Consider the following 13,594-nt stretch of genomic DNA (forward strand, 5'->3'; position numbering starts at 1 on the left):
ACACTCAAGCCTCCTTTAAATAACTACTCCTTAAAGTTAACATGCTTTGGACATAGCGAGAATACCTAGGATAAGCAACTCCATGGACTATATGTTCAAAATGCAATAGAAGAAAAAAAGCAGCAATCCTAGATTTCATCTAAGATATACTGCTTTTGCCTCATGGTAGTAGCAAAATTTTGCCTGTACTCTGTCTACTCTCGAGCAATCTGTGGGCCTCAGCGCCGTCCTTCAAGGCGAACGTCGTCATCGTATCCATCTTCAGGCTCCCCTCTCGTAGCGCTTCGAACAGGTCATTGGCTCGCTGGGTGCGATTGTTCAAGCTAGTCACGTGATTCCAGAGGTCACCGCCTGTCAATGTTTTGGAGGTATCCATCAACATTCGTGGATCCACGGGGGCTGGATCTCCGCCTGCCATACCGTAGAAAACGACCGTCCCCTTGATTCGGACCGCTGCGAAGCTGTCCATTAAGGTGGAGCCTACCGAATCATAGGCAACCTGGGCACCTTCTTTGGCATAAGACCATTGCCGAATTTCTTGGACCCAGTCAGCGGAATAGAGTACGACTTCGTCTGCTCCAGCGGCTAGCGCTACTTGCTTTTTTGCTTCGGATGAGGTGAGTCCGATTACCCTTGCACCTTTACTTTTACACAATTGGATCAAAAGCTGACCTACCCCGCCTGCTGCGGCATGGACGAGAACTTCATCTCCAGCCTGAACACGATAGCTGTCGTTCACCAAATAATGCGCTGTCATCCCTTGCAGTAGAAGGCCAGCTGCATGTTCGTACGAAATGTCCGCAGGCAGCGGAATTGTACGATCAACAGGAACGGCGACCAGCTCCGCATTAGCAAATGGCACGTCGGCAAAGGCGATCCGATCGCCGATTTGAATGTGCCCGATGTGCTCTGGCACCCACTCGACGACCCCGGCCCCTTCGTACCCAAGGATAAACGGCGGCTTCCCTGCCAAATGATAATTCCCTTTGCGACGATACACGTCTGCGAAATTTAGACCGATCGCTTTCGTCCTTATTAATAGCTGATCGCCGTCCACGACAGGGTCTGGTATTTCCTTATATGTGAGAACTTCGGGTCCACCGAATTGTTCGAAGATTAATGCTTTCATCATGTGACCTCCCGCGCTTATTTAACCGTAGTCATTTTAACATACACGATTGAAGAAACAAAAAAAGTGCCTCCACTCGCTATACAGCGAATGAAAGCACGGGAAATAATAAAATAATTCTTCCAGTTAAACACCACTCAGATCATGGAGTGAAGGTAACTCCGTATAGGCCACCGGCTTATTAATATAGTAGCCTTGGATTCCCCAAATCTGCATGTCTGCGAGCATATGAAAATGATCGCTTGTTTCGATGCCTTCTGCGACAACCTCTAAATTCAACGCTTTGGCCATAGCTAAAATCGCAGCAATCAAGGGGACATTCCCGTCCACGATGAAAATACGATCAATCTTCAGCTTATCAATCGGCAAAAGCGTTAACATGCTCAACGAAGAATATCCTGTTCCGAAATCATCCAACGCAATCGTAAACCCAGCCGAGCGCAGCTTACTTAAGATGATTTGCACTTCCTGCAGCGAGTGAATCGTCGTGCTTTCGGTAATTTCTAGTTCCATGGCGGGTGGTTCCACACCCTCCTCTTTCAAAATTTGCAATACCTGCTGGGCAAAGCACGCTTCATTGAGCTGTATACGCGAAATATTGACTGATATTTTGAATAGGGGGCCGAAAACTTCTTTAAGTTGATGCCAATCCTTGCAGGCTTGACGGATAACCCAATAGCCGATGGGCACGATGAGACCTGTTTCCTCCGCAATCGGAATGAAATCACTCGGCTGCATGTGTCCGCCATTCTCGCTTTGCCATCTCAGGAGAGCTTCCGCACCAACAGCCATCCCTGAAGCCGGATGATAAATAAGCTGATAATGCAAATACAGTTCTTCCTTCTCGATAGCTTGCGAAAGGGCTAGCTCATGGATGAAATTCTCCACATGATCGTATCGTGAAGATGCTTCGAATACATGATAGCGCTTCCGACCAGCTCTTTTGGCTGTGTAAAGAGCGATATCCGCTTGCTTTAGCAAATCTTGAATGGTTTCCCCGTGCTTTCGCTCCGCAATGCCGATACTTACATTCACCTTCACCGCATGGTCATCTACACGGAACGGATCATGAAAAAGCTGGCTCAGCTGTTCCGTCGTCTCCTCGAAACGCCCCAATGGCGTGGAATCGACAACAACGAATTCGTCTCCGCCAAGGCGAACAAGCGAATAGCGATTATCACCAAACACCTCAATGAGGCGGCATGCCACTTCTACAAGTACCGAATCTCCAGCCTGATGACCGAAGGTATCGTTAATATTTTTGAAATTGTCCAAATCCAATAAATAGATGATTGAAGGCTCTGACACATGCTCTAGTAAATATCTGCGATTAAAAAGATTTGAAAGATCATCTTGATAAGCATAATTGTACAGGGTATTCTCATGCTGTTTACGCTCTGTAATATCTCGTGTAACAGAAAAAATAAAGCTAACATTCCCATTTCCATCCAAAATAGGCGTTAAAATGCTTTCCCCACTAAGCATCCCATTGGGTAACATAACGCCATCCTCATACCGAATCGTCCGACGTTCATCGAGAACTCTGGCATATTTTTTATATAAATAGTCCGCCATCTCGCTCGAATTGGATTCAAAAAAAGATTTCCCCATTCGATCCATCGTGATCCCACTAAATTTCGTTGCTGCGTTGTTTACGTAAAAATACGTGATCTCCGCACCCGTAACCTTCATTATGTAAATAGAGTCTTCAATATCATCCAGCATCATTTGCAGTAAATTCAAATCCAATGTTGTCGTTGCAGGAATTGCCATTCGTATGACTCCTTTATCCGAATAACTTATGCTTTACGCCCGCATTTGGCCGTATGTACTATCAGTTCGACATGGCTTTATATTTTCCCTTCACAAAATGTCCTATAAACGCCAATCTCCCACCATCGGCCGTTAAAAATAATCGTTTTGTGCTATTCATAATCGTTTTACTTCCTTATTCTTAGCTGCTTCGAGGTTTACAATTACATTATGTAAGGAAAAAGGCTATTTACCATGGGAGGTTACACAAATGATTACGAAGGGAAATCCATTCTCGCTCACCCAGTACGTCAATGAAGGCTATAGCGGACCTATGCAAGGACTGTCGCTGGAAGAATCCGATATGTACTATAACCGTTTCTTCGAGGTGATTGAACAGAACAAATTTGAACCAGGTCCTACAAAAAAGAACTTATCCACATGGCATCAGCATCATCACTGGGCCTATACACTTGCTACGCACCCTAGTATCGTTAACGCTATGAAGCAGATTCTGGGTGATGATTTGGTGTTGTGGGCCATGCATTTCTGGTACAAAGAACCTAATAATGATAAATTCATTCCTTGGCATCAGGATATTAATTATTGGCCCATGGAGCCAGCAATTAATGCAACGGCGTGGGTGAGCTTGGGCTGGTCCATTCGTGAAAATGGCTGCCTGCGTGTCATACCTGGCACTCATAAATCAATCGTTGAGCATGTTTCTACTGGAACCGATCAAAGTGCTTTCGAGCAAGGCCTGCCTGCGGAGTCGATCGACGAATCCCTAGCCATCGACTTAGAGATGTCGCCTGGTCAAATTGCTTTTTTTAATGAAGCTACCTTCCATGGCTCTGAAAATAATAAATCGAACATCCCACGCGTAGCCTTCTCGGTCCGATATACTACGCCTGAGGTCAAGTTCAAGATCGACGAATGGGGCGGCGACACTACGCGCATACGTACCTTCCTCGTGAACGGTGAAGATCGTTTGAAACGGAATGAGGATGTTAAGGGCGTTGTGCCTCAGGCATAGAGGGGTTGGAAGATGACCCTTTACTGCTATCAAAACCTTGAACACCATGGCTGGTCCGACACTCCTCCTCCATTCCTTACCTCGTCTAGCTGACATGAACATGGTAGAATAATAGGACTGGCGAGTCGTAGGGTGAGGAGGCGTGCGAATTGAATTCTTTTCAGATGATGATTGAATCGTTAGAAATTCGATTTCTGCATATTACACAGTATCAGCTCGATTATTCCTGGCAGGCAAGAGATCGCCCCCTACGACATTGCGTGATGTGGTTCGTGCATAAGGGCAGCTTTCGGCTCGAGATCGACCAAACTGCCTTTCGTTGTAAAGAAGGCCAAATCATCATTCTGCCTGCCCATAGTTTGATTAGCTTTCACGCCATCTCCGATGAGCTGTCGTTAACGAGCATTAACTTCGATGCCGAAATCTCCTTAGTCAGCAATCGAAGCTGGGTGCAGCTTTTGAATATTCCGATCCTATTTGAGGATCATACAACCACAGTTGAGCGTGTTGTTCAAGAGATGCTTACGCATGAGCGTGATGCGACACCTTATGCCCATCTGCTGCAGCAGTCTTCGCTGCTCCGTATCTTGTATGAGTTGCTGCATAAAGGGGGCGCGAACGAGCCAAGCTCCCCTTATTCGCACTTGGACAAGCGGATCCATACCATCATCCACTTTGTACACGCGCATCCGCAACGGATGCCTGAAATTAAGGAACTGGCTGAGCTCGTTCAACTGAGTGACTCCCATTTACGCAAAATGTTTATCAAACAAACCGGACAGGCACCACTCCATTTCGTGCATAGCATCAAAATCGAACAAGCCAAAAAGCTCCTCGCTACTAGCGTGAAGCCCGTCTCTCAGATTTCATATGAGCTTGGTGTCGATAATGCGAACTATTTCTCGCGGCTGTTCAAAACTAAAACCGGACTCACACCGTTACAATATCGGCAGCAGTTTGGGTTGTGGTTGAATGATTAGTGAGGTTGAAAATTAATTATTCCCATAATCAATATCGGTTGTGAAGCACACACCGCTTTCTCAAGTCAGCATCTTCTGACTTTGAGGAGCGGTTTATTTATTTTGAAGCGAGGTGTAGAGGTAATATGGTTCAATTTCAATTAGCACACGAAGCTTATCTATCCAAGCATATGTCACTCAGAAAAGGTCAGCGTTTGAGGAGACTAAAGGAAGGCCACGGGTATGCTGAAACTAGTTTTCTCCGCTATATTTGGTGGAAGGCCTTTGGTAACTTTGATGATCTTCACCCCGAAAATGAGGTCAAAGATTTTCGTGATGGCACACGGTTCTTAGACTTCGCTTTTCTTCGTCATTCGCTCAAACTTGCCATTGAAATCGATGGATATGGACCACATTATATGGAGCTCAGCCGAGCTCAGTTCTCCGATCAGTTGATTCGTCAAAATTACCTTATCCTTGACGGATGGTTGGTTTTACCAGCTGGGCATGGGACTTCCCGTATCCGTAGCTATTCAATTAATCATGGCTAATATGAATGCAATAGGGAATAATCCGTAGGTTTAAGTAGGAAAGACGGCGGCGGGCTCTTTAGGCTCGTTTTCCGTCTTACCCCAGCTCCAACGTAACAACAATACTCACCTGTGCGCCAACCTCAGCAGCAGCTAGATCAATCAAGTATACAGTCTCCGTCTCGCCCTCGTGATTCTCATGCTCCACGACTTGAATGGACGCAGTCAACTGTTTCGCATCATATCGCATCAGCTGCTGACGATTGCCATTCGCGGTAGACGCCTGCGCCTGCGCCTTCGCCTCCGCCTGTGCATCATCTTTCACAAGCCGAATCTCACCAGCCTGCACGATGACTGGCTTATGCTGCGTAACGAAGCGTTCCGTCACGGCTGCGCCAGATTCACGGAACCCAAAGAAATCCGAAATGGTCAGCTTGCCTTGCAACTTATCGAACTCGAAGCTTCGCTCCAGCTTCTCAAGTGTTGGCACAGCATACGCTCGAGTCAAATCAAGCTTGAACCTGTCACCGGCATCCGTGCAATCCGCTGTTAGTACCTGCGCACAATGCGCGATCCCCCCTTGTTGATGGCAGCCATTAATAATCGGAACGCTGTGCCCAGATGAGCTGTTACAAAGAATGTCATACCGTTCCTCACCGAAATATCGCTTCGTGTATAAACCCGCTCCCAGATCTTCGAACCATCTGACGCCATCTACGATCCAGATGAAATGTCCGAGGTCATTGTGATTATGGGGCTCATCGTTATGGCCGCCTTTGGCTGCAAAGCTAACGAGCTTGTCCTCGACCTTAGCCCGGCTTATCATCCATTGTGCTTCTGGCAGAAATTCGGTTTGAAGCGGCATGTCTTCACGTTCGCGAAGCAGCGGTTCATTCAACCACACCACATTACGCACAGCGCTTGCGAAGCGGCCGCAATGATCGACGGTAACAGGCTGATGTTCCAGCGTCGGAATTCGAATATCATCAAACTGCTCGCACAACCGGCTGAAAATCCCGATTTGAATACCATTTGTCCGTGCGCAATCGGAGAAATTGGCAATATGGTTGCCTTGCAAGAAACAGTTCTGTGGGAATTTCGCGACTTTGCGAGCTTTGGCATCCGTTTGAAGGATATCCACTTTACCACCCGTACGCTGCTTAAGCAGTTCGCTGAAATATACGTAATAGCCAAAGCCATAATACCAATACCCCAAACCTTCCAAACAGGCGCCTTCTTCCGAAAACCCTTCAAGAAAACAATCCATCGATTCGAGAACTCGCGCAATAATTGGCATCAGCGCTTTCGAATCGGGCAGCAAGTAAATCGCGGCCATACCAATATTTCCCGCACATACGGCTGACCAATTGATCTCGCACGTTTCCCACCAATAGGCTCTCTTGAGCGCCATATAAGGCTCGAGAACCCGTGTCATAATCTCACGTTGCACCCTTCTCACCACGAGTGCATTGAGCTGATCTCGGAAAATATGGCAAGTCTCGCTTAGTGCATGTGCCGTTTCTGAAGCAAATAAATCAATATGTTTGAATTCTTCCCCTTCTACCGCGTGATCATGATTCATCAAATGTGCTGGCAAACACCACGTATATTCATCGCAAATAGCCCAAATCGTATCTTCCATCGCAGGAAGATAAGCCTCGACTCCGTCCTTCAACCCCGCCACGACCAAAGCAGCTAACCGCCTTCGACGATCAAAATAAAGCGCTTCAAATTCGATTCGCGAACCCTTCGCACGATATAAATCCCACTCTTGAAATGGCAGTGCTGCGATTGGCTTGCTCTCAAATTCCTTTACTAACGGCGCAATCTCGTTATAGACAGAAGTGAGTAAGGGACTCTCTGTATGTAAAATAGGTGATTGAGCCACCTGTAAGGCTTCGTGAAACAAGCTTCCGTGATCGGATTCAGCTTCTTGCAGAGCTTCTAATAATAATCTACGATTCATCTTTGATCCTCCCAATTCACACTTTTAGCCTTAACTATAACTGCTATTAACAACGGCGAACTAGTACTTATTTTTACTATTTCAAGTCAATTATTGACCATTTCACACGCATACAAGAAAAGCTTCTCGCAAGATGCGGAAGCTTTCTTTCTATACCTATTTAAATTACTCAGCAGCCCCGACGACCTTCAGCCACGCATTCGCAATTAACGCATGTCCAGCAGGAGATGGATGTACACCATCCGGCGCCCAGAAAGCGCTGTCAGCTAGTGTTGAAGCTTGTGCAAATAAACCATCTAAACATAGAAGACGCGCACCAAATTCTCTGGCTAATTCACGAACAGCTGTAATCTTCGGAGACAAATCTTCTCTCCACAGCTTACGATCCTCAGGCACTGGCAAAACAAACGGCTCAATGAGCAGCAGCTTCGCACCCGTGCTAGCTGTTTGGTCAAGTAATACCATGGCAAATAGAAGGAGTGAACAAGTCATATCCTCGATTTATTTCCTAGTTAAAAAACAAAAAAACCGAGATTCACACTCGTAAGTGTGAACTCGGGCTTCTTAATTATGCGATGGTTCGTATAAAAAGCAATTCATAATAGGTGTTCAACAGATCATCCAGTGCAATAGAAAGTTTCAATACCGTTTCAGACAATAGGCCATATGTTTGACTAGCCAGATTCAGCTCATTTCTTAATGCTTCAATCTTCTTTTCCAACTCATATTGTTGCTCCATATTGATCCCTCCGATTTTGAAATTCTTCTTGTGGATAATAGACATGCTTTGTTACCTAAATCATAATTGATTATTGTTAAGAAACTATTAGCAAACTAAGCGATTTTAAGAAAATTTTACAAAATAATACTAAATTCCAATCAATTGACCCGCTGGGATTTCCAATGGCTCGCCTTCTGCACTGATCCAAACCGTGATCGCGGAGATGCCACTGCAAAAAATCCTTTGGCATTTGAAAGCCGCCATGGCTAGATACGGTTCGCGCATACTCAATTTCTAGCGTGGGAAGTGAATGTAGAACGCTGTCCGAGAATGATCCAAAGGGGAAGCTCATCCCGCGCACAGGATTACCAACTAACGATTCCAACGCCTCTCGGTCGTTTGAAATTTAACGCACGATTTGATCCATGGGTAATTGCTCTAAAAATGGATGATCAACCGTATGAGCAGATATATGCACGAGCCTGCGATCATGTACTTTCCCGTCATCATAACTTAGCGTTAAAGCTTTGGCAACACCTTGTGGAAACCGATCGAACCGAATGCGCATTTGGAATCCCCCTAAAAAATTCTATTCATTATTTCAATGTACCAGAAACTTCTTTGAGGGACTACCATTTCCTAATCAGGTTAACCAATTCGAGAGATTTGCCTTCACAACTGCATCATCATTCAAATGTGGATAGTCGCTGTACATGCGATTGATTTCTTCAAATTGCCCTGGAGACAATTGTTCATGAGGATTCAAGCACCATGTACCCTTCAAGAGTCCTTGCCGACGAAAAGACAAATCTTTAAATAGTCTTTTAATTGCATGTAAAAAACCGCCCCTTTGGCCGCAGCCAACGCTAGAGCGGTTTTACTTATCACTTATGCTCCGCTGGGATTGGCGGCGAGCTTCTCCAGAAATCGGAGTCGGAATGTTTGCTTAGGTCTTCCTTTTGGCACTTTCACATAGCCAACAATTGAAATCAAGTCATGATCCATCCATTGCAGGAGTAGACGATGTGTGCTTCTAACCGTAACCCCCAGAATACTCGCTAGCTCATGCACTTCGTAGTCTAGCTTGCTCGTTCGCGCAACAGTAACCATGAGACGACTCAAATAAGTCGAAGTCATCCCTGCATCCTCAGCGCTCTTCAACAGATCAGGATCTGTCACCGACAAGTCTCGACTGAGTGGATCTGCCATTTCCAGCGGGCCTATGAGGGTTTTGTCTTCACGAACTATGAAGCAAGTATTTCCACCTGCTTCCTTGCATCTGCGAAGCGCAAGTCGAGCATGGGTACCCGCTTCATTCGCACTACGACCGAAGCCAATTCCCATACTTAGAGACAGGCCAAGTGATTTCCAGACTTCACGCGCGAGTGGAACTGACTTATAGCCAACCGTCTCGCGTTCGAATATCCCTCGTGTCGTAAAAAACAAATACTCATCAGCACCTAGATGCGTCAAGTACCCATCCAACGACTCCACATAGTCGATCAGTTTCCTGTGCACTTCAAGCTTGAAGCGCTGAATATCATGCTCTGTGCTCTGCTGCTGAAGCTTTTTACCGAAATCATCCACATTAATCATGCCCACTAGGATTTGCGCTTCTTTACTTCGCCGAGTTTCTGTTGACAACAGTGTTCGCTCCAAAGCTACGGTAATATTCTGATCGGTTGGAGCAATCCACTCACAGGGAATCCCCTCTTTATTAAGCGCATCGGCGACCTCACTTTCAGTTGTCAGCGCCGCTTGGGTAGTTCCCCTATGGAAAGACTCCTTATGAAATTGCATAATCTTCTCCACTTGCGGGAAAGGCACGCCATCATAGATGTGGAAGCTAGATGGCGATTCACCAATTTCCTTGACGTGTCGGTTTAAGGCTGCCGAGGTAAAGGAATCAATACTAAAAACCGTTTCCGCCGCATGAAGCTGCGGTTTACTGCGCAAACGATATAAAGCGCTAAACAGTCCTGTGTCTGTTAATGGAATCATATGTACAGGCAGATGAGTAACAACATGCTCCTTCACTCGTCGATAGAGTGTTGGCCCTGTTATGAGAAGCACTTCGACCTCATCCAGCAACTGCTCAGCAATTTCAAAAGCTGTTTCTGCTGAACAGGCATGAGCAATGGGCTGGAAGGATGGAAAGGACGTCGCGATGACGCTTAACACTTTATTCACAAGAGCCTCCGGACCCAAAATACCAATGGCAATCCGATTCGGAATATCCATGTATGGTGACTCCTTTATTTGATCAATTATGATCAAGTATACGCCAGTTCTCGATTAAAAGACAAAGCGTTATCTTGTCTTTAAAACGGTCGAGTAGCACAAGCAAAAAAGACAACCCGTAGGTTGTCTCCTTGTTTAACTAATTGATTGGCTCGTCCACCATGCGATTCGTCAAAGCACCGAGCTTCTCAATCGCGATCGTTACAACGTCACCATTTTTCAAGTACACGCGTTGATCCACCGGCTTACCTAGGACCACTCCCTCAGGAGTTCCCGTCAAAATAATATCGCCAGGCGACAACGTCATATGCTGGGAGATATAACTGACAATTTCATCACATTTAAAAATCATATCGGAAGTATTTGAATTCTGTCTCGTCTCGCCATTCACTGTGCAAGTAATTTTCAACTGATTCGGATCGCCAACTTCATCTGCTGTGACCAAGTAGGGACCAAGCGGACTGAACTTATCACAGGATTTCCCCAGCAACCATTGTTGCGTACGCATTTGCAAATCACGGGCAGACAAATCATTCACATTGCAATAACCAAAAACATGGCTCAATGCCTGCTCCTTGGCTACATATTTAGCCTGCTTCCCAATAACAATGACCAGCTCAGCTTCGTAATCAACCTGATCCGTAACACGATTCGGAAGTGGAATATCGTCCCCTTGCGCAGCAATCGTATTACTGAACTTATTGAACAAGATCGGATACTGCGGGATTGGCGCATTCGTCTCTTCAGCGTGCTTGCGATAGTTTAAGCCAACACAGATGATTTTGCCTGGATGCGTCACACAAGGACCATATTTGACTTGGGATTCATCTAGTAGGAATGTACTTCCTTCTGTTGACCCCTCTAACACGCTTGCCATATAGCGTTCAATTTGAGGCAATACTGTTTCTGAGTTACCAATAACGGACATAATGTCAGTCGGAATACTCGCTTCAGGAAATGCTTTCAAAGCCTCCGTAATATCGAATACGTTGTTCTCCAACTTCACACCAAGATGTAACAAACCGGAATGATCAATCGTGACTAGTTTCAAAAGTAAACATCCTCTCTCTATTAGGTATATTGGAATATTTGGCCTTTATTTATGCATTCTTACCGAACACAGCGCCACCATCGATGTACAATGGAGAGCCCATCATGAATTTGGATTCATCCGAAGCTAGGAACAACGCGGCTTGCGCAACATCTTCTGGCGTTCCGAGCTCATCGCTAAGCTGACGACTTTTTAGTGATTTAATGGCCGCCTCAGGATCATCATAAGATGTTTTCAAATAGTTCTCAACAAAAGGTGTTAGAATCGTCCCTGGCAATAGGGCATTTACACGAATATTGTACGGTGCATAATCGACTTGCATCGATTTCGTCAACGCCAGTACAGCACCTTTGGTAGCTGCATAGGAAGCACGTCTAGCTAGCCCAATCTCCGCAACACAGGAGGACATGTTAATAATGGACCCGCTGCGCTTCTCCATCATATGAGGGATAACATACTTGGAAGGTAGAAACACGCCGCGAATATTCACGCGAATGACGCGATCCCACTGCTCAGGCTCAAGTTCATGAAGGGCACCAACACCGCTAATTCCCGCATTATTAAAAAGCACATCAATACGTCCACAGGCTTCGATTGCTTTGTCCACCATCGATTTGACAGACTCAGGATCAGTTACATCAGCTTGCAAGAAGAGAGCTTTGCCGCCGTTAGCTTGAATTTCGGAAGCTGTTTCCTCTCCTTTAATTGCATCCAAATCATTAACAATTACATGAGCCCCTTCTTTACCAAAAAGCAATGCTGTGCTCTTCCCAATGCCTGACCCTGCACCTGTAATCATAATTACCTTATTAAGCAATCTCATTTGGTTCACCTCTTTGTTTATTATAATAAACTTAGTTTTATATTTTAAATTATATATTTAGTTTATCATCCTCTTTTTATCTCGTCAATCCAAAAAGAAAACCAGTTACGATCCATTTTCTGGATGTTAACTAGTTTCGAGAAGCATACTGATTATCTTGTTCTGTTTGGCTTAGCTCAACAACTTCATACTTCATACAAGTCTCAGGCTATAGTGGCAAAACAGCCGACAAAGCCTGTGCCAGAAGCTGTATCTCTTCCCTCACCAGCGCTTCCTTCAGCGTCCATTGATGAACAGGCATGGAGCAGCTAACTGCCGCGATCCGATCACCGTTACGATCAAGAATCGGCATTGCAAAGCAGTAAAAGCCAAGCACAATTTCTTCTTGATCAACCCCATGACCATTCTCTCTTGTGATTCGAAGCTGTTCCAGCAGCTCTTCTCCGTTCCGAACCGTATTCGGAGTAAATGCTTGGTAGCTACCCTCCACGTACATGGAAAGCACCTGTTTATCTTCCATCGCGGATAGCAAGACCTTTCCCATGGCCGTTGCGTAAGCGGGTAAACGCATACCAGGCTCAGAGATCAAACGGACTTGCGTTGCTGCCTCTTTTTTGGCTAAATACACGAGTTCCCCCTTCTCCAATCGGGCTAGTTGAATGGTTTCACCAATTCGTTCCACGGAACGAGCAGCTTTCTCCTCAAATAGCTTCACCAGTGACATACCAGCGAAATATGCGTTACCAAGCACACCGAAAAAGGATCCTAGCGCATACGTGTCCCCCTTCTCTTTGATCACCCAATTCAGGGTCTCCATCGTATGTAGAAGGGAAAACATCGTGCTTTTATTAATCCCCGTTGCTGCGCTCAAATCCATCAATTTCAGCTTAGAGGATTGAGCTGCAACTAGCTGCAGTACGTCTTGTGCTCTCTCCAGAGCAGGAACCCAGTATTTTCTTTCCATGTTCATACCTCACTTACACATCATATGGGTTGTCTCTCGAGCTATTGTTTTGACTAGATGATAACACAAAGTGCGAGCCGGCGTAAGTAGATCTGCTGTTTGTTTGATAAGGCGTCATCTGAAAATGTTGCTTGAAGAGCACGTTAAAGCGGGACGAGGATAAACCAGCTCTTTGAGCCATATCGACTACCGTAATGGGCTCGGAGATGTGAAATGCAAAATACGAGGTGATTCAGTTAAGAAAGGGCCGATGGTCAAATTGACCTACTTGCACATAAAAAAATGATGTAATCCAACAAATTGCGTTCACCTAGAAAAAAAGGCGTGCGGATCGCATAATCAGCAATGCGAATATAGGGAGCTAGTGCGTAATTTACAAAGGAATTATTAGGACCATCCCTTATACTGAAGATATTTTTTTG

13 protein-coding genes and 2 pseudogenes are annotated in these 13,594 nt (G+C 45.5%); 3 read left to right on the top strand and 12 right to left on the bottom strand.

Annotation, left to right across the window (positions count from 1 at the left end; all coding sequences use genetic code 11):
- Positions 1 to 160: 160 nt before the first annotated feature.
- Together AC58PQ_RS02855 and AC58PQ_RS02860 are read right to left on the bottom strand one after the other, a co-directional pair.
- The gene (locus tag AC58PQ_RS02855) at positions 161 to 1,129 is read right to left on the bottom strand and encodes a quinone oxidoreductase family protein (RefSeq protein WP_497240451.1); all 969 of its coding nucleotides are present in this window, start codon (positions 1,127 to 1,129) and stop codon (positions 161 to 163) included.
- Positions 1,130 to 1,255: 126 nt separating this feature from the next.
- A complete protein-coding gene (locus AC58PQ_RS02860) occupies positions 1,256 to 2,902 on the bottom strand; it encodes a putative bifunctional diguanylate cyclase/phosphodiesterase (RefSeq protein WP_497240452.1) in 1,647 nt (548 codons plus the stop codon).
- Positions 2,903 to 3,152: 250 nt separating this feature from the next.
- Between AC58PQ_RS02860 and AC58PQ_RS02865 the strand changes: the two genes are divergently transcribed.
- The 3 genes from AC58PQ_RS02865 (at position 3,153) to AC58PQ_RS02875 (ending at position 5,427) form a co-directional block, all read left to right on the top strand.
- Positions 3,153 to 3,917 carry a phytanoyl-CoA dioxygenase family protein gene (locus AC58PQ_RS02865; RefSeq protein WP_497240453.1) on the top strand — a complete coding sequence of 255 codons (765 nt, stop codon included), beginning with the start codon at positions 3,153 to 3,155 and terminating at the stop codon, positions 3,915 to 3,917.
- Positions 3,918 to 4,066: 149 nt separating this feature from the next.
- Positions 4,067 to 4,897: an AraC family transcriptional regulator gene (locus tag AC58PQ_RS02870; RefSeq protein ID WP_497240454.1), complete on the top strand. Its 831-nt coding sequence runs from the start codon at positions 4,067 to 4,069 to the stop codon at positions 4,895 to 4,897.
- Positions 4,898 to 5,022: 125 nt separating this feature from the next.
- Positions 5,023 to 5,427: a putative endonuclease domain-containing protein gene (locus AC58PQ_RS02875; protein WP_497240455.1), complete on the top strand. Its 405-nt coding sequence runs from the start codon at positions 5,023 to 5,025 to the stop codon at positions 5,425 to 5,427.
- Positions 5,428 to 5,503: 76 nt separating this feature from the next.
- Here AC58PQ_RS02875 and AC58PQ_RS02880 read toward each other — a convergent pair whose 3' ends face one another.
- The 10 genes and pseudogenes from AC58PQ_RS02880 to AC58PQ_RS02925 all read right to left on the bottom strand — a co-directional run bounded on the left by AC58PQ_RS02880 (position 5,504) and on the right by AC58PQ_RS02925 (position 13,404).
- Positions 5,504 to 7,372 carry a heparinase II/III family protein gene (locus AC58PQ_RS02880; RefSeq protein WP_497240456.1) on the bottom strand — a complete coding sequence of 623 codons (1,869 nt, stop codon included), beginning with the start codon at positions 7,370 to 7,372 and terminating at the stop codon, positions 5,504 to 5,506.
- A 165-nt stretch (positions 7,373 to 7,537) separates the two neighbouring features.
- Positions 7,538 to 7,804, bottom strand: a pseudogene (locus AC58PQ_RS02885) (SGNH/GDSL hydrolase family protein); the annotation flags it as partial.
- A 136-nt stretch (positions 7,805 to 7,940) separates the two neighbouring features.
- A complete protein-coding gene (locus tag AC58PQ_RS02890) occupies positions 7,941 to 8,111 on the bottom strand; it encodes a Spo0E family sporulation regulatory protein-aspartic acid phosphatase (protein ID WP_497240457.1) in 171 nt (56 codons plus the stop codon).
- Positions 8,112 to 8,499: 388 nt separating this feature from the next.
- A complete protein-coding gene (locus tag AC58PQ_RS02895; protein WP_497240458.1) occupies positions 8,500 to 8,661 on the bottom strand; it encodes a hypothetical protein in 162 nt (53 codons plus the stop codon).
- 75 nt (positions 8,662 to 8,736) lie between these two features.
- Positions 8,737 to 8,892 (bottom strand): annotated as a pseudogene (locus AC58PQ_RS02900) (dihydrodipicolinate synthase family protein); the annotation flags it as partial.
- Positions 8,893 to 8,981: 89 nt separating this feature from the next.
- Positions 8,982 to 10,334 (bottom strand): GGDEF domain-containing protein, encoded by a 1,353-nt coding sequence (locus AC58PQ_RS02905; protein ID WP_497240459.1) that lies wholly within the window; start codon positions 10,332 to 10,334, stop codon positions 8,982 to 8,984.
- A 139-nt stretch (positions 10,335 to 10,473) separates the two neighbouring features.
- Positions 10,474 to 11,385: a fumarylacetoacetate hydrolase family protein gene (locus tag AC58PQ_RS02910; RefSeq protein WP_497240460.1), complete on the bottom strand. Its 912-nt coding sequence runs from the start codon at positions 11,383 to 11,385 to the stop codon at positions 10,474 to 10,476.
- A gap of 49 nt (positions 11,386 to 11,434) precedes the next feature.
- Entirely contained in the window at positions 11,435 to 12,208 is a 774-nt protein-coding gene (locus AC58PQ_RS02915; protein WP_497240461.1) for an SDR family NAD(P)-dependent oxidoreductase, read from the bottom strand.
- Between the two features lie 208 nt (positions 12,209 to 12,416).
- Positions 12,417 to 13,172 (bottom strand): IclR family transcriptional regulator, encoded by a 756-nt coding sequence (locus AC58PQ_RS02920; protein ID WP_497240462.1) that lies wholly within the window; start codon positions 13,170 to 13,172, stop codon positions 12,417 to 12,419.
- A gap of 13 nt (positions 13,173 to 13,185) precedes the next feature.
- The gene (locus AC58PQ_RS02925; RefSeq protein ID WP_497240630.1) at positions 13,186 to 13,404 is read right to left on the bottom strand and encodes an AraC family transcriptional regulator; all 219 of its coding nucleotides are present in this window, start codon (positions 13,402 to 13,404) and stop codon (positions 13,186 to 13,188) included.
- Between the last annotated feature and the right edge of the window lie 190 nt (positions 13,405 to 13,594).

This window comes from Paenibacillus sp. J22P143 (assembly GCF_059692035.1).

What these genes read in the sequence shown, in the direction of transcription:
- AC58PQ_RS02855 (WP_497240451.1), bottom strand. Translation starts at nt 1,129, where the DNA reads ATGAAAGCATTAATCTTCGAACAATTCGGTGGACCCGAAGTTCTCACA.
- AC58PQ_RS02860 (WP_497240452.1), bottom strand. Translation starts at nt 2,902, where the DNA reads ATGGCAATTCCTGCAACGACAACATTGGATTTGAATTTACTGCAAATG.
- AC58PQ_RS02865 (WP_497240453.1), top strand. Translation starts at nt 3,153, where the DNA reads ATGATTACGAAGGGAAATCCATTCTCGCTCACCCAGTACGTCAATGAA.
- AC58PQ_RS02875 (WP_497240455.1), top strand. Translation starts at nt 5,023, where the DNA reads ATGGTTCAATTTCAATTAGCACACGAAGCTTATCTATCCAAGCATATG.
- AC58PQ_RS02880 (WP_497240456.1), bottom strand. Translation starts at nt 7,372, where the DNA reads ATGAATCGTAGATTATTATTAGAAGCTCTGCAAGAAGCTGAATCCGAT.
- AC58PQ_RS02890 (WP_497240457.1), bottom strand. Translation starts at nt 8,111, where the DNA reads ATGGAGCAACAATATGAGTTGGAAAAGAAGATTGAAGCATTAAGAAAT.
- AC58PQ_RS02895 (WP_497240458.1), bottom strand. Translation starts at nt 8,661, where the DNA reads ATGCGCATTCGGTTCGATCGGTTTCCACAAGGTGTTGCCAAAGCTTTA.
- AC58PQ_RS02905 (WP_497240459.1), bottom strand. Translation starts at nt 10,334, where the DNA reads ATGGATATTCCGAATCGGATTGCCATTGGTATTTTGGGTCCGGAGGCT.
- AC58PQ_RS02915 (WP_497240461.1), bottom strand. Translation starts at nt 12,208, where the DNA reads ATGAGATTGCTTAATAAGGTAATTATGATTACAGGTGCAGGGTCAGGC.
- AC58PQ_RS02920 (WP_497240462.1), bottom strand. Translation starts at nt 13,172, where the DNA reads ATGGAAAGAAAATACTGGGTTCCTGCTCTGGAGAGAGCACAAGACGTA.